At 62.2% G+C, this 22,245-nt stretch carries 12 protein-coding genes; 4 read left to right on the top strand and 8 right to left on the bottom strand.

Translation table 11 applies throughout. The annotated features are described in order from the left end of the window. The first annotated feature begins 15 nt into the window (after positions 1-15). Positions 16-4,029, top strand: coding sequence for a DNA-directed RNA polymerase subunit beta' (locus BAD_RS06990; RefSeq protein WP_011743636.1), 4,014 nt, complete (start codon positions 16-18; stop codon positions 4,027-4,029). 158 nt (positions 4,030-4,187) lie between these two features. On the opposite strand, the gene BAD_RS06985 is transcribed toward BAD_RS06990, so the two are convergent. Next, positions 4,188-4,424: a hypothetical protein gene (locus BAD_RS06985; protein ID WP_041777403.1), complete on the bottom strand. Its 237-nt coding sequence runs from the start codon at positions 4,422-4,424 to the stop codon at positions 4,188-4,190. Between the two features lie 109 nt (positions 4,425-4,533). On the opposite strand from BAD_RS06985, the gene BAD_RS06980 reads away from it, so the two are divergent. After that, the gene (locus BAD_RS06980; RefSeq protein ID WP_033500017.1) at positions 4,534-5,127 is read left to right on the top strand and encodes an FHA domain-containing protein; all 594 of its coding nucleotides are present in this window, start codon (positions 4,534-4,536) and stop codon (positions 5,125-5,127) included. A gap of 161 nt (positions 5,128-5,288) precedes the next feature. On the opposite strand, the gene BAD_RS06975 is transcribed toward BAD_RS06980, so the two are convergent. The 7 genes from BAD_RS06975 to BAD_RS06945 form a co-directional block, all read right to left on the bottom strand. After that, the gene (locus tag BAD_RS06975; RefSeq protein WP_011743634.1) at positions 5,289-6,029 is read right to left on the bottom strand and encodes a hypothetical protein; all 741 of its coding nucleotides are present in this window, start codon (positions 6,027-6,029) and stop codon (positions 5,289-5,291) included. A 30-nt stretch (positions 6,030-6,059) separates the two neighbouring features. Then, positions 6,060-6,920, bottom strand: a complete 861-nt coding sequence (locus BAD_RS06970) for a PP2C family protein-serine/threonine phosphatase (protein ID WP_011743633.1) — start codon at positions 6,918-6,920, stop codon at positions 6,060-6,062. Continuing rightward, positions 6,917-9,388 (bottom strand): DUF3488 and transglutaminase-like domain-containing protein, encoded by a 2,472-nt coding sequence (locus tag BAD_RS06965; RefSeq protein WP_011743632.1) that lies wholly within the window; start codon positions 9,386-9,388, stop codon positions 6,917-6,919. Before BAD_RS06965 ends, BAD_RS06970 begins: the two co-directional genes overlap by 4 nt. Beyond that, positions 9,385-10,605, bottom strand: coding sequence for a DUF58 domain-containing protein (locus BAD_RS06960; protein WP_011743631.1), 1,221 nt, complete (start codon positions 10,603-10,605; stop codon positions 9,385-9,387). The genes BAD_RS06965 and BAD_RS06960 overlap by 4 nt, the downstream gene beginning before the upstream one ends. Positions 10,606-10,654: 49 nt before the next feature. Then, the gene (locus tag BAD_RS06955; RefSeq protein WP_011743630.1) at positions 10,655-12,004 is read right to left on the bottom strand and encodes an AAA family ATPase; all 1,350 of its coding nucleotides are present in this window, start codon (positions 12,002-12,004) and stop codon (positions 10,655-10,657) included. 72 nt (positions 12,005-12,076) lie between these two features. Then, positions 12,077-18,145 carry an Ig-like domain-containing protein gene (locus BAD_RS06950; protein WP_041777402.1) on the bottom strand — a complete coding sequence of 2,023 codons (6,069 nt, stop codon included), beginning with the start codon at positions 18,143-18,145 and terminating at the stop codon, positions 12,077-12,079. Positions 18,146-18,281: 136 nt separating this feature from the next. Further along, positions 18,282-19,703 carry a serine/threonine-protein kinase gene (locus tag BAD_RS06945; RefSeq protein WP_011743628.1) on the bottom strand — a complete coding sequence of 474 codons (1,422 nt, stop codon included), beginning with the start codon at positions 19,701-19,703 and terminating at the stop codon, positions 18,282-18,284. A 207-nt stretch (positions 19,704-19,910) separates the two neighbouring features. On the opposite strand from BAD_RS06945, the gene BAD_RS06940 reads away from it, so the two are divergent. Together BAD_RS06940 and BAD_RS06935 are read left to right on the top strand one after the other, a co-directional pair. Next, positions 19,911-21,158: a zinc-ribbon domain-containing protein gene (locus BAD_RS06940; protein WP_011743627.1), complete on the top strand. Its 1,248-nt coding sequence runs from the start codon at positions 19,911-19,913 to the stop codon at positions 21,156-21,158. Positions 21,159-21,167: 9 nt separating this feature from the next. Next, positions 21,168-22,241, top strand: coding sequence for a serine hydrolase (locus BAD_RS06935; protein WP_011743626.1), 1,074 nt, complete (start codon positions 21,168-21,170; stop codon positions 22,239-22,241). The last annotated feature ends 4 nt before the right edge of the window (positions 22,242-22,245 follow it).

Raw genomic sequence — 22,245 nt, 5'->3', positions numbered from 1 at the left:
AGACAGGACAATAGAGTGCTGGACGTCAACGAATTTGACAAACTGAGGATCGGACTGGCCACCGCCGACGACATCCGCAACTGGAGCTACGGCGAGGTCAAGAAGCCGGAGACCATCAACTACCGTACCCTGAAGCCGGAGAAAGACGGCCTGTTCGGCGAGCAGATCTTCGGACCTACCCGCGACTGGGAATGCGCCTGCGGTAAGTACAAGCGCGTGCGTTTTAAGGGCATCGTCTGCGAGCGTTGTGGCGTGGAAGTCACCAAGAGCCGTGTGCGTCGTGAGCGCATGGGCCATATCGAGCTTGCCGCTCCGGTGACCCACATCTGGTTCTTCAAGGGTGTGCCGTCCCGTTTGGGCTACCTGCTGGACATCGCTCCGAAGGATCTCGAGAAGGTCATCTATTTCGCGGCCTACATGGTCACCAAGGTGGACGAAGAGCAGCGTCATCAGGACCTGCCGGACCTGCAGCAGGAGTTCGACAACGAGATCGCCAACCTCGAGAAGCGCCGCAACGCCGAAATCGAGGAGCGCGCCAAGAAGGTCGAAGCCGATTTGGCCGAGCTCGAAGCCGAAGGCGAAGCCAAGGGCTCCGCACGCGCCAAGCTACGCAACAGCGCCGAGCGTGAAATGGCCGCCATCCGTACCCGCTACGACGAGCAGATCCAGCGTCTGAGCGCCGTGTTCGACCGCTTCAAGACCCTGAAGCCGGGAGACATGGAAGGCGACGTCGACCTGTGGCGTGAGATGGAAGACCGCTACGGCGATTACTTCGAAGGCTGCATGGGCGCCGAAGCCATCAAGAAGCGTCTGCAGGACTTCGACCTCGAGGCAGCCTCCAAGCAGCTGCGCGAAGAGATCGACACGGGCACCGGCCAGCGCAAGGCCCGCGCTCTGAAGCGTCTGAAGGTCGTCAACGCGTTCCTGACCACCGGCAACAAGCCGGAGGCCATGGTGCTCGACGTGATCCCGGTCATCCCGCCGGACCTGCGCCCGATGGTGCAGCTCGACGGTGGCCGCTTCGCCACCTCCGACCTCAACGACCTCTACCGTCGTGTGATCAACCGTAACAACCGTCTGAAGCGTCTCATCGAGCTCGGCGCCCCGGAGATCATGCTCAACAACGAGAAGCGCATGCTCCAGGAAGCCGTCGACTCCCTGTTCGACAACGGCCGTCGTGGCCGTCCGGTCACCGGCGCTTCGAACCGTCCGCTCAAGTCCCTGAGCGACATGCTCAAGGGCAAGCAGGGCCGTTTCCGTCAGAACCTGCTCGGTAAGCGTGTGGATTACTCTGGCCGTTCCGTGATCGTGGTCGGCCCGTCCCTGCGCATGCACCAGTGCGGTCTGCCGAAGCCGATGGCCCTCGAGCTGTTCAAGCCGTTCGTCATCAAGCGCCTCGTGGACCAGGGCTTCGCGCAGAACATGAAGAGCGCCAAGCGCCTCGTGGACCGCGCCGACTCCGAAGTATGGGGCGTGCTCGAAGAGGTCATCTCCGAGCATCCGGTGCTCCTGAACCGTGCACCTACGCTGCACCGTCTGGGCATCCAGGCATTCGAGCCGATCCTGGTGGAAGGCAAGGCCATCCACCTGCCGCCGCTTGCCTGCGCCGCATTCAACGCCGACTTCGATGGCGATCAGATGGCAGTCCACCTGCCGCTGTCCGCCGAAGCCCAGGCTGAGGCCCGTTCCCTGATGATGGCTTCCGACAACATCCTGAAGCCGGCAGACGGCCACACCGTGACCATGCCGAGCCAGGACATGATCCTCGGTCTGTACTACCTGACCACCGTCATCGACGGCGCCAAGGGCCAGGGCCGCGTGTTCTCCTCGCTGGAAGAGGCCGAAATGGCGCTCGACAAGCACGAGATCGACATGCAGGCCAAGGTGCTCATCCGCCTTCCGCAGGACTTCGTGCTGCCGAAGGACTGGGAGCCGGGCGAGGTCAAGGTCGTCGATCCGGAACCGGGCAGCCCGGACGTGGTCAAGGAGGAGCGTTTCCATGACGGCTCCGTCCTGTTCGCCACCTCCTACGGCCGTATCCTGTTCAACGGCACCTTGCCGGTCGACTACCCGTTCGTCAACGAGCAGGCGCCGAAGAAGCGTCTGAGCAAGATCGTCGACGACATCGCGACCCGTTACTCCACCGCTCAGGTGGCCGCGACACTGGACGCCCTGAAGGATCTGGGCTTCACCCGCGCACCGTGGTCCGGCGTGTCCTTCGCGTTCTCCGACGTTATCCAGCCGCCGGAACTGGACGAGTACATCGAAAAGTACGAAGGCGAAGCCGACAAGGTTAACGAGAACTACGAAATCGGTATGCTCACCGAAGAGGAGCGTCGTCAGGAACTGGTCGACCTGTGGACCAAGTGCACCAGCGAGGTCTCCGAGGCGGTTGAGGAACACTTCGATTCCAAGAACAACCTGGCCATCATCGTGCAGTCCGGTGCACGAGGAAACATGATGCAGATCAACCAGATCGCAGGTATGCGAGGCTTGGTGGCAAACCCGAAGGGCGAGATCATTCCTCGACCGGTCAAGTCCAACTACCGTAAGGGCCTGTCCGTGCTGGAATACTTCATCTCCCAGCACGGCGCGCGTAAGGGTCTGGCCGATACCGCACTGCGTACCGCAGAGTCTGGCTACCTGACCCGTCGTCTGGTGGACGTCTCCCAGGACGTGATCGTGCGCGAGGAGGACTGCGGCACCAAGCGCGGCCTGACCATGAAGGTCGGCGAACGCGATGCCGAAGGCAACCTGCACCTGGTCAAGGCCGCCGACGGTGGCCCGTACTCCCGTCTGCTCGCGGCCGACGTCATCGACCCGGCCGACGGCGAGACCGTGCTGTATAAGGCCGGCGACGCCCTGTCCATGGACGTGCTCAACGATCTCGTTGCCCACGGTGTGGAAGAGGTCAAGGCCCGTTCCGTGCTGACCTGCGAATCCAAGCGTGGCGTGTGCGCCAAGTGCTACGGCTGGTCCCTGGCCACCAACAAGCTGGTGGACGTCGGCGAGGCCGTCGGCATCGTGGCAGCACAGTCCATCGGTGAGCCTGGTACCCAGCTGACGCTGCGTTCCTTCCACTCCGGCGGCGTCGCTTCCGCTTCCGATATCACCCAGGGTCTTCCGCGTGTCACCGAGCTTTTCGAAGCCCGTACCCCGAAGGGCGAGGCTCCGATCGCGGAGTTCGCCGGCGTGGTCAAGGTGGAAGACACCGAGCGCGGCCGTCAGGTCACCCTGAAGCCGGACGACGACTCCGTCGAGCCGATCGTCTACCCGGTGACCCGTCGTGCGCCGATGCTGGTCAAGGACGGCGACCATGTCGAAGCCGGCACCCAGCTCATCGAAGGCTCCGTCGACCCGAAGAAGATCCTGCGCATCCTCGGCCCGCGCGCCGCACAGGTGAACATCGTGGAGGAAGTGCACACCGTGTACCGCTCCCAGGGCGTGGATATCCACGACAAGCACATCGAGGTCATCGTGCACCAGATGCTGCGTCGCATCACTGTGATCGACTCCGGCGACACCGACCTGCTGCCGGGCGAACTCGTGGACAAGGCACGCTTCAAGGCCGCCAACATGGAAGCCGTGAAGAACGGTGGCAAGCCGGCCGCCGGCCGTCCGGAGCTGATGGGCATCACCAAGGCTTCGCTGGCCACCGATTCCTGGCTGTCCGCGGCCTCCTTCCAGGAGACCACCCGCGTGCTCACCGAAGCCGCCCTGAACCAGAAGGTCGATGACCTGAAGGGCCTCAAGGAGAACGTCATCATCGGTAAGCTTATCCCGGCAGGTACCGGCCTCGCCCGTTACCGCAATGCCACGGTGGAGCCCGACAAGGCCATCCGCGACACCATCTACCCGAACTTCGGTTTGGGCGGCGAAGGCACCGACAGCTCCTTCGGCGACACCGACCTGTCCGATGTGGACTTCTCCAACATCGACTTCGGCGACCTGAAGCTGGGCGATGACTTCAACCCGGATGACTTCCTGGACGACAACGGCGGCCAGACCGATCTGGGCGACACCCTGTGAGATTCCCCTCACGATAGTCGACAGACGAATCATCTGACATAGCGAAAGGCGGAACCGACCAATACCGGTCGGTTCCGCCTTTCGCTATATCTATATGTCGTGGGATTGCGAGGTTGTGGATTAATCGCGGGGGAGGGTTTCGCAGTCGTCTTTTGACGTTACTTGATCTTCTCCGAAAGCGTGGTTTCCAGATCCTTCAACGAACCGCTGAGATCGGCCTCCTTCGCGGCCTTTTGCAAATCGGACTGATCCAGGGTCGGCGAATCGATGTCGGACATCTTCGAATGAAGATCCTGAAGCTTTTCGTAATCGGCGGACCCATACTCGATATCGTTGAGATTCAGATCGGCCATCTGATCCACAATGTCCTTCTTCTTGCTGACGCTTTCCTGCATATCCGCGCCATACTCGGCATAGGACTATTTTGAGATGGAATATGCGAGCATCGTATTGCAGAATGAGTATCGTCAGACGGCATGGACGTCACCTTTCTACAATGGGAATATGAGTTTTCTACCTTACCCGCCGCCGCCCGAACCAGGGTGGTATGACGATGACGTCACGGTGATGGCGCAACCCACAGCCGAACCCGTCGACAATGCCGCCGATTCCTTGGAAACACGCGAACGGCTCGCCGCACAGAACGAATCGGACGACCACGATATGCAGGATGTTTCCGTTGCGAAGGGCGACGCTGCCGTTTCGGACGAGGACGATATCGACTGGGACGGCACCGTGCTTTCCGAAGCCTTCACCATGAAGCAGCCGAAGCACACGTACGTGCTGGACAACGAGCAGACCGGACAGCAGGTGATCGTGGATATGGGCGTGCTCCTTGGTCGCAAGCCTTCGGCCGAAGTGCCCGCCGGCGCCAAATCGGTCAAGCTGGAGGATCCGACGCGCACAATCTCACGCAACCATGCGGCGATCAGCTTCGACCAGGATGGCACGCTGTGGATAGAGGATTACGGTTCGCTCAACGGCACGTACATCATCCAAGACGATGTCGAAACCAAAGTGGAACACAAGCCGATGCAGCTGGAGGCGCCATGCACGGTGCGTATCGGCGACCAGTTCTTCCAATTCCGCAAACAGTGAGGGCGTTTGTCAGTGAAGACACGATTACGCTGACGGACTGCGTTGACGATTTGTGTTGGCAGCGTCGGCGCGGACGGTTAGCGGTAAGACGATAAGGGGTTGTCACGGAGATTCCCGCGACAACCCCTTATGTTTCAAATGGTCTGATAATCGGCGTTAGCTCACTGCTGGCGCAGACGAATGGCCGCGTTGATGGCCGAATCGTTCAACTGGCCAAGCCAGGCAAGCAATTCCGGATAGATGTACGGATTGCGCGCAAGACACGGACGAAGCTCCGACGCTTCGCTGGCGATACGGGCCATCAGCATCTGATCGGTGGTGGTCATGGCCAGTTCCGCGGTGAACCCCGCGTCTGCCGGCGATTCCTGGGCCGCGGCATACTGCTGTTCGGCATACTGCTGTTCCGGCTTGTTCTGCGGCTGGCTCGATGAATAATCGGCCACTTCGGACAAATCGGCGGGATTCATGTATGGGTCGACATACTCGGTCGAAGCCTCGTTGGACGCCGCATAGGCAGCGTCCTGACCGTATTGCTGGTTCACCGGCTGTTCCGGCTGATACTGCTGCTCCTGCTGGAACTGTTCCGCCACTGCCGGCTGATACTGCTGTTCCGGTTGGACCTGTTCGGCAACCGGTTCGGCCATTGGCTGGGCCGTCGGTTCGGCAATCAGATGCGGCTGCACGCCATTTTGCGGAACCGGCCAGCCCATCGCCACCAGCTGCTGGCGGGCGCGCTCATCGCCGAATTCGGCGACCCAACGCTTCAGACCCGGGTACGCTCGCGGATTGGCAACGACATTCGCACCGAATTCCGGATTCTCGTACGCGATTTTCGCCAGGAACATGGGATCGGCGTTCGGATCCTGCACGGCCGCCACCGCGGCATCGAAATCGACCATCATGATCTCCTTGTCTCGTGGTCTGTAACCATCTTATTGAATGACTCGTAACGTTTGCAACGTACCGTCCAGCACATCGTCGATATCCTCGTCATCGCCGATCTTGCTGACGTTCCAATCCTTGTCGCACGGCATATCGGAACGCATATCCACCACGATGACGGTGATGTTGTCGCGGCCACCGGCGTTCAGCGCGGCGCGTACCAACATGTCCGCGGCCATCTGCGGGTCGGCGTACGCCGCCGCGATCTCGGCAAGCTGCTCACGGCCGATCTGCGCATGCAGCCCATCGGAACAGATGATGAACCGTCCGTCCGCATGCGCGGCGTACCAGTCAGGCTGGATGCCGGCAGGCGCGCCGACACATTGCGTGATGATGTTGCGCGGAATGCAACGGCTCGCCTCATCGGGCAGCATCTGCCCCGAATCGATGGCGTTCTGCCGTTCCGAATGGTCGCGGGTGATGCACGTCAGCGAATCCGCCAGCCACGCGCCATTGCCGTCGGCGCGCATATGGTACGTGCGGGAATCGCCCACATTGACGATGTAACACCGTTCGTCGGAACATATCGCGTCATCGCCGACACGCGTCGGCAGCAGCACGCCGCTGATGGTAGTGCCCGCAACGCCGCCGAGCTGCTCACCCAGACGGAGCACCTCCTGCTGGGCAAGGATCAGCGTTTCTTCAATCGCGTCAAGATCGCGCGTCGGCAGTTCGGCCAAACGCGCGAACCGTTCCGCAACATCGGAACTGGCCTGCTTGCCGCCCTTGCCGCCACCCATGCCGTCGCACACCACATACACGCCGTTGCCTGCGCAGGCGCTGTCCTGGTTGTCTTTCCTACGCAAGCCGATATTGCTGTTCAGGCCGACCTCAATATGTTTGACGTTCATGAGTCCCGCCCTTTCACACCGATTTTCCGCAAGCGGATTTTCCGGAAGTGGAACACGTCCGCAAGCGATAGTTTCGCCCGCCACCTGCGGAACGTCGGCAGCGAGCCGAGCATGAACTTTCGTTCTTCGGCGATGTCATGCCAGTAGCGTTCCGCATGCTCCTGCGTGACATCGCCTCCGGAGAAGGCCGCGTAATCAGCCTCCCTGCCCAGCGCGAGCAGTGTATCGGCTTCGAAGCCCATCTGTTCGGCGATGGCCTGCGCCTGCTCGTTTCTGGTGCCTTGGACGTCAAGGCCGCTTTGCCGGGCAAGCGCCGCGACCGCCTGCCATCCGGCAGCGACGCGTTGCGATGCGCTGCCATGCCTGCGCGCCCGAGCCAGGGCGATCGCCTTGATGGCGAGCAGCAGGCCGCAGACGATGAGCACCGTCCACAGAGGGCTGCCGTAGATGGCGACTTTTCTGACGATTCTGCCGAAACGCTGCCAGAACAGGCTCGTCGGCGTCTCGTCGGCCATGCTGCCGCCAAGCGACGTTTTGCCCTTGGCTTGGTTGTCGTCACGCAGCGGATCGGTAAGCGGCACCGGAGGCTGACGCACCAAGGTCTGCGGATTGGGCGGAGTGAGATTCTGGTTCTCGTCGGGAACCTTCGTTTCCTTCGGTGTCGGGTAGAACGCCACCCATCCGTAACCGTCCAGCTTGATCTCCACCCAAGCGGTCACATCGTTGCCGGTGAATTTCGTGGTGGTGGTTTTGCCATGCTTCTCGGTGCGGCTGTCGCTGATCTCGCCCTCGTCGTTCTTCGGCAGGAAGCCCAGCACCACGCGGCTCGGCAAGCCGAGACTGCGGGCCATAAGCGCCATCGCGGAAGCGTATTGCTCGCTGTCTCCGACCATCGCACTGCCGGCGAGCAGCTGGTCGATGCGATAGTTGCCGTGACCGGCCCTGGACGGGTAATCGCCATTCAAACCATGGGAGAACCAGCCGGATTCCCTGAGCTTGTCGGCAAGAGACTGCGCGGCCTCGCCGCCCTTGGACTGGCCGCCCGCAATCGCGGTGGCCAGCTTATCCACGCAATCGGGCACATCCTCCGCCTTGGGCTGGCTGATGGAGGAAGCATTCGCCTTGGCGATCTCCTTATTCGTCGGCGTCCGTGGAATGACGCCGGTTTCCGTATAGGACAATCCCGGAGAGGTGCGCGAAGGGTAGATCGCCGACATAGTGTCGGTGTTGTAGTAGAACGAATCGGCGTCCGACGATGTGGCGAACTTCACGCTGGAAGCCGCGCCGGCCATCGGCAGCCAATAGTCGCTCAAACCGTCATCGACCGTGAATTTCGCGGTGAACCGCTTGCCGGTGGCGTTGTTTGCAATGGAATCGCCCACACGATGGTAGTTGGAGGAATCCGAAGCCATGGTGGAATCGGACAGGTTCCACACATTGCCGTCGAAACGGTCCATAACCGCCAAACGCACCGTGGAACCGGCCGGCAGATCGTCGACGGTCAGCAGCACATCGTCCTTATGGTTCTTGATATACGAACGCATGCCGCTCAACGGGCTGGTGTAATCGTACGGGCTCAGCGGCGGATCATAATGGTCGCGCAGAATGGTGCGGTTTTGCCCGACCACCAAGCATCCGCCGATCGCCACAGCCGAAGCCAGCAGCACGATGACTACGGAACTGAGCCAACGGCCCAATTCCAACAGTTTCCAACGCGCGCTGACCCAAACCACCAGCACGACCGCCATAATCGTGCCGATCGCCATACGGTAGAAACCGCTCGACGTGCCAAGCAGCGCGCAGATCGCAAGATTCGCCACGACGGGAACGACCGCGACCATCGTAAGCCGGCCATCCTCCGCAACCGCGAAAATACCGGCCAGCAGCGCGGCCCACAGGCAGATCGTCCACACGGCGAGCAGCGAGCCGTCGCCGGTGCCGGTCGGCGGGTCGATGGCCAGCAGGTATTTGAACGAGCCGAGCATCCGCATCCACCCTTGCGTCAACGTGCGCAGTGTGGGAATGACATGGGCGATGGTGGTGCCATTCAGGAAGATGACCGGGCCGACCACCAGCTGCGCACACGCCATGAACAGCATCTGCCACCACAGGCGCAACGCGGGAACGAGACCGGCAAGCGCCACGAGCGAGCCGATGATGGTGGCGGGGATTGCGGCGCTCGTCCAAGACAGGGCGGAGCCGTATACGTCGATGAGGTTGCTGGCTGCGGCGATGGTCAGCAGGGCGGCGACCGTGAGGCTTGCGTATTGCGCGGCGTGTGGCTGGTTGGTGTTGGGCATGGCTGGGGACTTGCCGCTGCGGGACATCCAGATGACGGAGTGGGTGGAGTCCGCCCATGAGCCGGTGCCTGTGCCGGTCGCCATGCCAGTGTTGGTGTTGGCGGAGTTGGTGCCTGTGCCGGTGAGGTTGCCGGTGAAATTGTCGGTGTTGGTGAATGTGGTGCTCATGCCAGCACCCCCATGATCATGGGGAGGTCGTTGAGGTCTCCCACGGTTGCCAAGGTGAAGTCGGAGTAGCGTTTGATGGCGCGCGGTTGGCCGGTTGCGGCTTGAAGCACCACGCAGGTTGCGGAGCGGGGGAGTGCGAGGACCATGTGTTTGATGTCGTCGATGGTTTTGAGCCTGCCGACGGTGAAGAAGTAGAAGGATGCGTCGGGGGCATGTTCGAGAGTGGTTTGCGCGAGGTTGGGATTGTCGTCGATGTCAGGGTCGATGCCGCTGCAGCCATCGAGAAATTCCGTGGCGTTGCGCGGAATGGCGTGCGTGGAACCGGCATGCGCGGTGACTGGCCGGTTCTGCTGCAGGCATTGCACGCCGATGGAGGCGTGGACGGATACGGCCAGTTCGAATTCCTGGGAATCGATGTAATCATCCGGGTTCACGCTGATGGTCAGAGCGGTGTCGGTACGGCGGGTGGCTTCGTATTGGCGGATCATAAGCGATCCGGTTTTCGCGGAGCTGAGCCAATGCACGTTGCGCACGTCATCGCCGGGCTCGTATTCGCGCAGGCCGTAGAAGTCGAGGTCGTCGTCGACGATTTCGCCGCTTGGCTGACCTTCCAAATCGCGTGGAATGCCGGCGTTCAGGGTGCTGAGCAGCACGGTCTGCGGATGAATGAACACGTTGATCTGGTCCACGAGTTTCTTTTCGTGGCGGATCAGACCGAACGGGTCGCCTTTGCGGATGGATAGCGGGCCGATGGGCAGCACCGCACGGCTGACGGCGGTGAATTCCACAGTCGTCTGGCGTGACTGGCCTGCGGCGAGCATGGGAATGGCGAACCGTTCGTGGTTGTCTCCGATGGGCAGGTCGCCGCGCGCCGACGTGGTGGGGGTGCGGCCCGGATTGTCCACGCAGACGTCGACTTTCACCGTGTCTGACACCGTGACGCGTCTGCTGGACACGTCGATGGTGGCTTGGAACGAGGTGTTGCCAAGGGAAAGCATGACCGCCGCGGCCAGCATGACCGCGAACACCACCGCCATGGCCAGCAGCTCATGCCATCCCAGCAGGACGAACGCCACCAGCGAGGCGACGGCGAGCGCCGTCACCGCCCAGCCAAGCGGCGACACGTATGAGGTGGCCAGTCGCTTGATGCGATGTTTGAGGCGGCGTAGGGATCGTTGGATGGTCCGTCTGCGCTGCACTGTGTGCGAATGCCGCATTCCTTGACCTTTCGGATTGTGTGGTGCGTATGCCGGGGTGGATTGTGTTTCAGGCGTTGGCGCCCAGGGTTGGGGCCGGCACGTCTTCGAGGATCTGGCCGATCATCTGTTCGGGGGTGTTTCCGGCGAAGGTGGCTTCGGCGGTGAGGGTGATGCGGTGCGCGAGCACGGGTACGGCGAGGTTTTTGACGTCGTCGGGCACTACGTAGCCGCGGTTGTCGGAGGCGGCCCATACGCGCGCGCAGCGGGTCAAGGCGAGCGCGCCTCGCATGGAGGAGCCGACTTGGATGCGTTCGTTGTGGCGGGTGGCTTCCACCAGTCGCACGATGTATTCGAGGATCGCGTCGTCGAGATGCACGGTTTCGCTGATGTTGCGCATGCGCAGCACGTCTTCGCCGGTGAGCACCGGATGCACGGTGGCGGCGCGGTCGGTGACGTTGACCTGTTTCAGGATGTTGACGCTCACGTCGTGGCTTGGATAGCCGATGGTGGTTTTGATGAGGAAACGGTCCATCTGCGCTTCCGGCAGCTTGTAGGTGCCGAGCTGTTCGATCGGGTTCTGGGTGGCGATGACCATGAACGGCTGCGGCACCGGGTGGGTGACGCCGTCGACGGTGACCTTCTGCTCTTCCATGACTTCGAGCAGTGCGGACTGTGTTTTCGGTGAGGCGCGGTTGATTTCGTCGGCGAGCACGATGGACGCGAAGATCGGGCCTTCGCGGTATTCGAATTCGCCGCGCTTCTGGTCGTAGTAGGTGACGCCGACCACGTCGGACGGCAGCAGGTCCGGGGTGAACTGGATACGTTTGAACGACATGTCGATGGAGTTGGCAAGGCCTCGCGCCAGCTGGGTTTTGCCGGTGCCCGGGTTGTCTTCGAGCAGGATGTGCCCGCCGACCACCATGGCTGTGGCGCATTGGCGGATGGGTGCTTCCTTGCCGACCACGACCTGGGAGACGTTGTCTACGAGCTTGGCGAACTTCTCATGGAATTCGGTGATGTCTTTGCTGGGTGCGGTCATCATGGACGTGTCGATGACCGGCTGGGATTGTTTGACGGGCTGTACAGGCTGGCTGGGCTGGACGGGTTGGGTTGGCTGGACGGGCTGCTGCGCGGGCATTGCGACTGCCGGATTGGCGGCCGGTTGGCGAAGGTTCTGCGGCATCGGCTGACGGAACCGCGGCTGGTTCGGCGTTGCCGGGGCGGACTGTTGCGGCAACGCCGGTTGGGTGGTGCCGTGCGCGCTCAGCAGCGTGCCCTCCGGATCCTCATCGGCTTGCGGCTGCTCCGGCAGATTCGGCGTGTGGAACGCCGGCTGCTGCTGGCCGGGTTGGCTGGGAACGCTTGGATTATGGCCGATGGAACCCAGCTGGGTGGCGTCATCGAAATCGTTGCTCATGGGTTGCTCCTTGCTTGTTGTGTTGCTCGTGTGGATGGTTCGTTGTGTTTGCGATTGCTGTGATCGTCCGTTTCACCATCTGGCGTAGTAGGCCAGGCCGCGGATCCAAGGCTTGGATGCGCCGTCGACGGTGGACAGGGCGATGGAGGATGCCACAGGCCGGTCATTCCGCGTGGCCGCTTCGCCTTCCGTGGACGCGTCAGAATCCGATGGTTCCGACGGTTTTGATGGTTCTGAAGGTTCCGACGGTTCGGGTTTCGGCGTGGGAGTCTTGTACCTGTCATGGTCCAGCAGTGTGCCGCCATTGTCCTCGTTGTTGAGCGCGGTGTCGGTGCCCACCACCTTCGCCTTCCACGCGTAATCGGCTCCGGTCGGCAGCACATCCTTGACGTTCAGTTTGTCGGAGCCCAATGCCCAGGCGACGTCATAGGATTTGCCGTCCGCGGTGAAGGTGATCACGGTTTTGCCGGGCTGGCCGTACATGTTCACCGATCCGCCGCTGACCTTGATGATGTTCGGATCATTGGCGTCCCACGTCAGCATCGGCGCCTTGACGGCGGCCTTCACCTTGCGGACGTATGCCGGATCGGCCCTGCCGGACTTGGAGGTGCTTGCCGCGCCATTGAAATGCTGCGTGACGGAGCCCGAGGAACAGGACTGCCATTCCTTGAGCGGGAAATCGTGCGATCGTTCGGAAGCGCCGGCATGGTAGGAGCCGAGTCCGTCCGCGCTCACCGTGAACCCGTCGGCGTGGCCGTTCTCCTTCCAACTGACTACGCACACGTCGTCATGCCCCTTGACGCTGACCGATTCGGGCGCCTTCACCGCGTATTTCGGTGTGAAACGTACGGTCGAATCGTCACTGGTCGTTTTCTCCTTGCCGACCACCGCCGCCTTGATGGTGTATTCCCTGGTGTTGAGATCATGATCCGGAATCTTGAAATCGTAGGATCCGGAACATCCGTCGATGCTTGCGCTGACATCTCCGGAAATCTCGACGGCCTTGCATCCCGCGTTGTGGGTGTTGCCCACGGATTCGACGGTGACGGTTCCCGTGGTGTCGTCGTTCGTCACGGAGATCTTCGGCGCATCGGGCTTGCCCCACGGCTTGACAGCGTCGGACGCCTTGGACGGTTGGCTCCAATTCACCTTGTTGTGGGCGCGTACCGTAGCCGTGTACGAGTCGCCGTCGAAAATCGCGTTGTTATCGAAAACAAAATCGATTCCGGTGGAATTTGTCGTCTGCTTGGACGGTGCGTTCCTGCCGGACAAAGTCACCTCGTAATTGTTCACCGACGAGAAATTGCCGTCCGGAGCCTTCCACGTGACGCTCACCGTGTTGCCCTTCACACTGGCCGTCACATCCGTCGGCGCATCAGGCAGCTTGTCCGGCGTGCCCTCGACGGCGTTGGAATCCTTGGACCAGCCGACCTCGTTCCTGGCCTGCACCTTGAACGAGTAGGTCTTGCCGTTCTTCAACCCGTCGATGAGACAGGAGGTCTTCTGCCCGCACGAGCGCTCGCCGGACGCGTCTCCGCCCCACATCACCTTGTATTCGGTGATCGGGCTGCCGTTGGCCGAACCGGCCGTCCAGCTCAGATTCACGGCGCCATCCTGCGGGTCGCCGGACACCGCGGAAAGCAGCGGCGCATCAGGCTTGTCCATCACCGAAACGCTGATGGTGCCGGTCACCTCACGTTCCTTTGTTTTGGTGGCGTCGCGCACGGTGACGACCACCTTGTTGGTGCTCGCGCCGATGTCGGAAGCCGCCCTGATGGACACCACGCCGTTGGACGGGCAATCCACCGTCAGCTTCGACGCGCCGTCGGATGTGCATCCGGTCACCGTCAGCGGAGTGTCGGGGAACGGATTGTACGCGTCGGACAGCAGATTCACCTGCTCGCTGGAACCGGCCTTGATTTTCACGGTCTTCTCGGTGACGCGGGCGAGCGGCCTGTTGGACGCGGTGACGCGCACGGTCATACCGGCGCTCACCGTACCCTTCGCATATTTGATCGAGACGGGCACGCTCACCGTGGTGCCCGGCGTGGCCGTCTTGTCCGCGGACACGGTCAACGTGCCGGAGGGAGACACTCTGGCATCCACACTGCCGGAATTCACGCCGCCGGAATACGAGTACTGCTTCTCATCCTCGTACAGGCCCGACGTCGAATGGGTCAGCGCCGTCAGATCGATGGTAGTGGCCTTCTCGCCGGCCACCACATCGACGGTGGAGGACGAGAACGTCGGCGGCGGAACCTCACGTCCGATCACCGTGATCGGAAGCGTGAGCACCGCCGAATTGACGATCTTCACCTTGTCGTTCTTGTCTCGCTTGCCGTCCACCGCGGTGAAGGTGATGGACGCGGGACCCGCGTAATCCTTCGGCGCGGTGAACCTCAACGTCTGGTCGTTGACGTACAGGTCGCCGTCCGCGGCCTTCGTGGCGCTCACCGAATCGGCGCCGTCCACATACGCGGTCTTGCCCGCGCCCACACGCACGTAGTCGGCGATGTTGATGGTGATGGTCTCACGCGCATTGACCTTCAACGCCGGCGCCTTCGGACGCAGAACCGGCGGAAACACGCCATATGCGGGCACTTGGATGAACGCGGTGGACGTGATGCCGTACGTCGTGTTCGTGACGGTGTACGGCACCGCGCGCGCCTCATCGGTCAGATCAACGGTGATGATGGTGGAATCCTTGCCGCCCTTGACATGCGCATGGTCGGTCGCGGAAGGATCCACGCCCACCTGAAGCTCGTCGGCGGTGCCGGACGGATTGGCAATCCACTGCGAAACGTCCACGTCCACGGATTTCTTGTCGATCGTGGCGGCGGCCGGAACACGGTAATCGTACGCGGTCGGCGGGTCGATGGCGGCGTTCTCGTCGACATTCACCGTCAACGTCGCCGAATCGGACAGGCCAGCCTTGTCCTTGACGGTGTAGACCACGTAATACGTGCCCGCCTGCTTCGGCGTGGTGAACGACAGCATGTTGTCAACGACCTGAATGCCGCCGATGCCTTGCGATTCCACGTCCTTGGCCACGGTCAGATCAGTATTGTCCCCGGAAATGTCGTTCTGCGCCACCGGCACGGTGGCCGCGGTGTTCGGACGCAGCGTGATCTCGTCGTCGCGCGCGTACACACCCGAATCGGCTCCGGATTTGAACACGCCCACACGCACCTGCGCGGTGGCCCTCTGACCGGTCCAATCCTCCACGGCGTAGGAGAACGTGTCCGTTCCGGACGAATCGGCATACGCCTCATACACCAGATACGTGGCGCCCATCTCGCTGATACGGCCCAGTTTCGGCGCTTTGTTGCCCAAGCCGAGCAGCTGCACGTCATCGCCGTCAGCGTCGATGCCGGTGAGCGTGATCGGAATCTGCACCTTCTGCCCGGCCGCCACCTGCGCCTCGACGTCGGACGGTGTCGGAGCCGCCTTGTTGGACGCGTCCTTCTGATGCACGTTGATGGTGATGGTGGCCGAGGCCGCGTTGCCGAGATTGTCCTTCACCGTGTAGGTGACGGGGAAGGAGCCGGTTTGTCTGGTGGCCTGATAGCGCACGGTGTCGCCGGACACGAACACCAGACCCTTGAACGTGTTCTTGTCATACTGCAAGTCGTTCTGCAGGCTCACCGTGGTGCCGTCGGAATACGTGACATGGTCGAGCACGTCCACGGACACGATGCCTTCGGTGCGCACCTGTGTGGTGATGTTCTCGGCCTTTGGCACGGAATTCGACGTGGTCAGCGCCGGCGGCTGCAGGACGATGACGCCGGTCGACGATCCGGCCGCGTTGGCCACGGTGTAGGAGATCCGCACCGGCTCGGTCGGCACCTGACGCGCGGTGATATAGACGCGCTTGTTGCTCACCACACCGGTTTTGATGCCGCTTTGCGCGTCCGCGGTGACGCTGGTCACCGACAGCACGCCGCCCATCGGGTCGACGTCGTTGGCAAGCGGCTCCACAATCGCGGTATTGTCCGCGCCTAGCAGCGCCACATCGTTCGCCGCGATCGGCTTGGCGGCGTCTCCGGCCACCGCCTGCACCTCCACACGAGCCAGACCGGTCGACGGAATGGAACCCTGCGTGATGGTGTACGGCACATAGTAGGTGCCGGGATTGGAGGCGGTGAACGTGATCGACATGTCGGTGGCGTTCATGGTGGTGGCCGCGCCGGACGGCGTCTCCACCGCGGTCAATTCGGCCGGTTCGACGGACGTGCCGTGCACGTACGGTTTGAGCGCGATGGTGGTGCGGGTGTCGGGCGTGGTCTGTTTGACCACGGGGTCGATGACCGCGCCCAGCGTGTTCGCCGGCTTCACGGAGAAGTAGATCATGCCGATGCCGGTCTGCTGGCCGTCGGACACCGTGACCTCGATGCCCGCCCTGCCGGACGACATCGAACCGGCGTTGAAGACCAATTGTCCGTCGGCTCGCGTGGACACCGTCACCTGATCGGTGTTCTGCGGCGATGCCGACACCAAGGTCAGCGGATCGCCGTCGGGGTCGGAGAAGCTGCCCAACGCGTTCGCGGTGTACGAAGCACCCTGCTCCACGTCGATTTCCGGCGGAGTGTCGCTCTGCAGCGGCGCATGGTCGTCGCCGCCGGCCAGCGTGAGCGACACGGTGGCGCTGGACGTCTGCCCGCGCCCGTCGGAAATCTCATAGCTGAAGGACACGTTGCCCGCGGCGGCACCGGAGGCGTCGAGCTGCAGATACCGGCCGTCATAGACGGGGGAGACGGTGATGTTCGCGCCATCCGGAGCGCTCACCGACGTGATGCGCAGCACGGAACAGTCGGTCTGCTCGTCGTTGCGCAACACGTCGAGAATCTGCTGCGATCCCACGCGCGCGCCGAACGAATCGTCCACGGCCTTGATCTGCCCCGACTGCGCCGAACAGTTCTTGCTGAAATTATGCTGGTTGTTGGCGCTGTCGTTGTTCTGCTGCTGTTGCTTCGACTGCTTGGTCTCCACCTTGTTCCACTGGATTTTGATGACCTTGGTGGACTCCTGCGGATTCCACACATTGCCGTTGACCACGTCGTTGAGCACCACCAGACGATGGTTGGTGCGGAACACGAGCTGCGAGGTGGGATTGACATCTTCCAACGAGGAAAACTGTGCGTCCTTGTCGTTCGCCGCGCACACCCTGATGTAATTGTTGGCCTTCTGCGCCCACGCGGCGAACACGCAGCCATTGGTGGACACCGGCTGCGCGGCATCGCCCTTGCCGGCATTCGGCAGCTGCGTGACCTTTTTACTACCCAAATCGACCATGGCGATGCCCCGCGGCGTGGAAACCGCCACCCAGCCAGTCTGCCTGCCATCCGTGGACGGCGCCTGCAACGTCGCCTGACCCTGCAGGCCGATATCCGCGCTGCCCTTCGGCCAGAACACCTTGCCGGCACCGGCTACGACCGGCGTCTTGCCGACCACGGTGAACGATTCGACATTCGTGGCGCCCTTGATCGTCGCATCCTTGCCGGGCGTTCCCTGAGGTCCGTCGACACTGAGCACCGCGCCGTCGGACGCGCGATAGCCGTAGACGACACCGTCATGCGTCACCGCGATACGGCCACCCGACCCCAGCTTCATCTTCGGCGAATCGGTGGTCGGATTCATGGATTTCACATCATCTGCTGACCCGACCCACACATTGCCCGTCTTGACGTTGATGAACGCCGCGGTGTTGCCTCCGACGACGGTCCGCATATCCGATTTGATGGTGGTGTTGCCGCTTTCGCTGACGGTGGAGGCCTCGATGTTGCTGGCCTTCGTACCTTCGGAGATCACGGTGGAGCCATCATGCTGGGCCACGTCGAACCGGGCCGCAGTGGAGGCGACGCCCGCATCGGCGTCCCGGTTGCGCACGTTGAAACGGGCGGCCTTGCGGTCTTTGAGCGAAGTGACCCACACGGTGCCATCGTCGAGCTGCACGTGACGTTGCGTCACCGAACTGACGATGACGGCCCCGGCGACGATGCCCAGCAACAGCAGCAGCATGACGATCGGCGTGATCCACCGGCGACTGCCGGAAGGCAGCAGCTTGCGCAGCATCGACCCGAATCGCAACTGCCGTTCGTACGATTGCGCCGACTGGTTCTCGGCGTTCCTATGCTTGCTCATCGACTGGCTCTTCCCTGATTGTGCCCAAACTTTGCTTGACCGCGCATCCAACCGCATGCGCCTACCTGTTTGCCCGCATGCATGCCGGGCTGTATTGGTTCGTATCGGTTCATGTCACCCGCATCCGGCCGCAAACTCACGGCTTGGCCGCGCACGCGATCATGGGATTCTCGGACATCTGCCGGTCCGCGCGAACCAGACTCACCTGCACGCACGTCTGCGCGCCGTCGGCCGGATCGATTTCGATACTCGTCGACTCCGTGGTGGTGCCCTGCGCGTTCGGGTCGGTTCCCGAATCGCCGACCAGCGACCACGCGTACGAATCGCCATCCTTCGGCGAAGGATTGACCCACGTGAACCGCACTTTGCTGTCGGCGGTGTATTCGCCCGTAAGATCCTGCACGCTCGGCACACTGCCCGACGTGATCGCCGAATCGGGATCGTCCTCGGCATGGTTCTGGGCGCCATGGTTCTGCACCTGCACCTTGCTGTTGTCGGAAGCCGCATCCATATTCGGCATGACGACGGTGACGAACGCCAACGCCATCACGACCACGGCGGCCGCCGCAGCAACCGTGACGGCCAACGGCTTCACCCACCGGGCATGCTGCTTCGCAACCGGGGCGGACTGGTCGAATGTGGAAGTCTGCGCGTACATGTTCTGCGGATAATCCGGCACACCCTCGACGGTGGTCTGCACGGCACGGCCATACAAGGCCTGTTGCACGCGCTGCATGTCGCGCGCGAACTCCAACGCGGAATAGTAACGATCCTCGGGCGCACGGCTCAAAGCCTTACGCAACACCCATTCCACTTCGGCCGGCACGTCGGAACGGTTGAGTTTGGGCAGCGGATTGTTGAGAATGACGGACTTGAGCCGTTCGGCCCGCACCTGCCGTTGGGAATCGCCCAGCACATCGGCATAGAAATACTCGTACGGCGATTGGCCGATCAGCATGGCGAACAGCGTGGCGCCAAGCGAATAGATATCGGACGATTCATTGCCGCCACCGCCTTGGGCAAGCACCTCCGGCGCGGCCCACGCGATGGTGAAGCCGACACCCGGACGCCCATAGACGGTCCCGGCGATGCCGAAATCGGCGAGCATGGGCATATTGTGCGCGTTGATGAGAATATTGCTGGGCTTGATGTCTCGATGGATGATGCCTTTGCGATGCGCGGTGAACAGCGCGCTCGCCAGATCGATACCGACGGTGAGCATCTGGTCGGCGGTGAGACGGCCATGCTCGAGGAACGTCTTGTAATTGCCGCCCGGAGCGTATTCGAACACGGTGTAGCCGCGCCCGTTGACGGTCACGCCGTTCTCATAGACGGAAAGAATGTAGGGGTGTGTGGAGATCTGCCCCATGAAATTCGCTTCGGAACGGAAGCGGACCGCGGCACGTGGGTCGAGCGTGTTCTTGCTGATTTTGATGGCCACCTGACGGGCCGGGGAAAGCTGCTGGTACAGGTACACGTCGGCTTCGGAACCGGAGCCCAGCCGTTTGATCAGTGTGTAGCCGGGAATCTGAGGGGGAATGCTCCTTGAGGCTTCCATGCTTCCTCTTTCCTCTGTGTGCGATGGGCGTCTGCCGGCTCGCATTGGGACAGGCATAATGCACCGCGCTCTGCCTTGCTATATTATATGGGGGTTTGCCCGTGTGCCGCGGAGGTTCCAAAGGGTAGACGCCGGGCGTGCGGTGCCTGTCCCCGTCGGCTGTTGAAATACCGGAAGAGAAGCATTGGGGAAAGAGGGGGAAGGCATATGTTTTGTCCATCCTGCGGCGTTCACAACGATCAGAACGCACGATTCTGCACTAACTGCGGTCTGACATTGCAGACGCAGGCCGGCGGCCGTCCCGCGGACGGAACCATGGTGGATGGCAACGCTGACGGCACCATGGTCGACGGCGCACCCTCCAGCGTGTTGACGCCGCAACCCGGACCGGTCGTTCCTCCGGTCGTATCGCCGACCGTGTCGCCCGCTGTGCCGCCGACCGTGCCGAACGGCCCATTGCCGCCACCTGCGAAGCAAGGCAAATCGGGCGGCGTTGGGATGATCATCGTGGCGGCCATCGTGGTCATCGCCATTCTCATTGGCGGAACCGTCTGGTATCTGAACACGTCGAATTCGAACGGGGTCCAGCCGGCCACGCAATCGCAGGAAACGACGAAGCCGAAGAAGAAAGCCAAGAAGGCGGACGGCAAATCGTCGGACAAATCGGGCGAGTCGGACAAGTCGGATAAAACCGGCGGATCCGGCAAATCAAGCAAGGCTGGCGAGTCGGATGAATCGGACAAGCCAGGCAAATCCGGCAAAACCGACGCTTCGAAGGAACGGGACCGGCGGTCCAATCGCATACTGGACAAAAGCTCGACCGATTCCATCGTCGACGGCTACTCCACCATCGATGTGGGCGTTTCGGTCATGAACGAAGACGGACTGCGCAGCTATTCGTCGCGCAACGCGAGCCTGTCGTTCGTCGCCGCCGGTCTGTACCTGCCGGCATGGCTCGACTATCGTGACACCTACGGTGATAGGCCCGACGCGTACGCCGATTCGCTGACCGGCATGAACAACGGATCGGCCAACGGGCTGATCGATGCGGTCGGTGGCGAAAGCGACCTCAACGAATGGCTCAGCGACAACAAGTACTACCGCACGCGGTTCGAACGCGACTACGGAGACGTCAAAGCGTCGCAGAACGGCTACGAGAACTACGCGTCGCCCGATGACGCGGCCCGCATGCTGAATGAGATGGCGGAGAACGGAGACGACGGCCTCATGAACTACGACATCGCCTCCGAAGGCGTGGTCATTCCGTCCGGCGCGACCGTTCACGCGCACCGCGGCCAAGGCATCAAAGACTCCTACAACTACTTCATGGTGATCTCCAACGGCAAGAAGAAGGTCTCCGTGGCGGTTATGACGCAGAACCAGGGCAGAGCCGTGGCCGCCCAGCTCGCATCGCGCATGCTGGACAAGGTGTGGAACACTATGCTCAGGAATTAAGCCGCCGATATGGGACGTCACTCCAATTACCCCCGATGGGCTTCGGAACAATCCAGGGCCGCGTTTGACGGGCGCCGCCGAATCACCGTCGCGGTGATCGCAGCCGTTTGCGTGGTCGCCGTGGCGCTCGCCGGCTGCGCCATTGCAATTGCGGGAGCGCGACGCCATGGCGCGGCCTCTTCCGCTGCGGCCGTGGCGAAGACTGAGACCCCCGCCGTCAAAGGGGCGGACGGCTCCGCCAAATCGGCCGAACCGAACGAACCGACCAAGCCGGCCACGCGTGGCGAAACGGCGGCGGAGCATACCGCGCTCGATCGCAAGCAGACCCCGAAAGCAGACGAACGCAAGACGCAGACGGCCGAACGGCAGACGCTGCTGGCCGCGCTGCAATCGCAATTATCCGGAAAAACCGCGCAATACCAAGGTTCCTGGCAGGTGTACGTCGAAGACCTCGACAGCGGGGCCACAGCCGTGGTCAACAGCCACCAATCGTATTCGGCAAGTGTCGTCAAACTCATGGTCATGCTCGCCGTCTTCCAGAAGGTGTCGGAGGGCACGCTCGCCGAAGACGCCTCGCTGGACGGGTTGCTGGAACAGATGATCACAGTCAGTTCGAACGAGGCCACCAACGCGCTGGTGGAGCGGCTCGGCTCCGGAAACATCAACGCCGGATTCGGCGTGGTCAACTCGGTGGCCGCGCAATACGGGTTCAACGAATCGCATTTGAACAGCCGGATGGGCGATCTGTCCAATTATTCCACCAAGCAGACGTCCGTGGCGGATCAGGGGCGATTCCTCGCCGCCGCCTACCGTGGGCAGCTGGTGTCCGCCGGCTACAGCAAACGCATGACCGACATCATGTCCAGGCAGACCCGCCGCGCCAAAATCCCGGCCGGACTGCCGCAAGGCGTGGCGTGCGCGAACAAAACCGGTGAGGCTCCGGGCGTGGAGAACGATTCCGCGATCGTCTACGGCGAACATCCGTACGTGATTGCCGTCATGAGTTCCGACGTGCCCGATTCCTCGGCCGCGCAGGCTCAGATCCGCGACATCTCCTCCACGGTGTGGGCCTCCCTGCAGTAGCCGC

The organism is Bifidobacterium adolescentis ATCC 15703 (genome assembly GCF_000010425.1).
Taxonomy (GTDB): domain Bacteria; phylum Actinomycetota; class Actinomycetes; order Actinomycetales; family Bifidobacteriaceae; genus Bifidobacterium; species Bifidobacterium adolescentis.
This window is presented reverse-complemented; position numbering and strand designations above follow the sequence as displayed.

Coding starts and splice junctions, on each gene's coding strand:
- BAD_RS06980 (WP_033500017.1), top strand. CDS start 4,534: ATGAGTTTTCTACCTTACCCGCCGCCGCCCGAACCAGGGTGGTATGAC.
- BAD_RS06970 (WP_011743633.1), bottom strand. CDS start 6,920: ATGAACGTCAAACATATTGAGGTCGGCCTGAACAGCAATATCGGCTTG.
- BAD_RS06965 (WP_011743632.1), bottom strand. CDS start 9,388: ATGAGCACCACATTCACCAACACCGACAATTTCACCGGCAACCTCACC.
- BAD_RS06940 (WP_011743627.1), top strand. CDS start 19,911: ATGTTTTGTCCATCCTGCGGCGTTCACAACGATCAGAACGCACGATTC.
- BAD_RS06955 (WP_011743630.1), bottom strand. CDS start 12,004: ATGAGCAACGATTTCGATGACGCCACCCAGCTGGGTTCCATCGGCCAT.
- BAD_RS06935 (WP_011743626.1), top strand. CDS start 21,168: ATGGGACGTCACTCCAATTACCCCCGATGGGCTTCGGAACAATCCAGG.
- BAD_RS06960 (WP_011743631.1), bottom strand. CDS start 10,605: ATGCGGCATTCGCACACAGTGCAGCGCAGACGGACCATCCAACGATCC.
- BAD_RS06975 (WP_011743634.1), bottom strand. CDS start 6,029: ATGATGGTCGATTTCGATGCCGCGGTGGCGGCCGTGCAGGATCCGAAC.
- BAD_RS06945 (WP_011743628.1), bottom strand. CDS start 19,703: ATGGAAGCCTCAAGGAGCATTCCCCCTCAGATTCCCGGCTACACACTG.
- BAD_RS06985 (WP_041777403.1), bottom strand. CDS start 4,424: ATGCAGGAAAGCGTCAGCAAGAAGAAGGACATTGTGGATCAGATGGCC.
- BAD_RS06950 (WP_041777402.1), bottom strand. CDS start 18,145: ATGAGCAAGCATAGGAACGCCGAGAACCAGTCGGCGCAATCGTACGAA.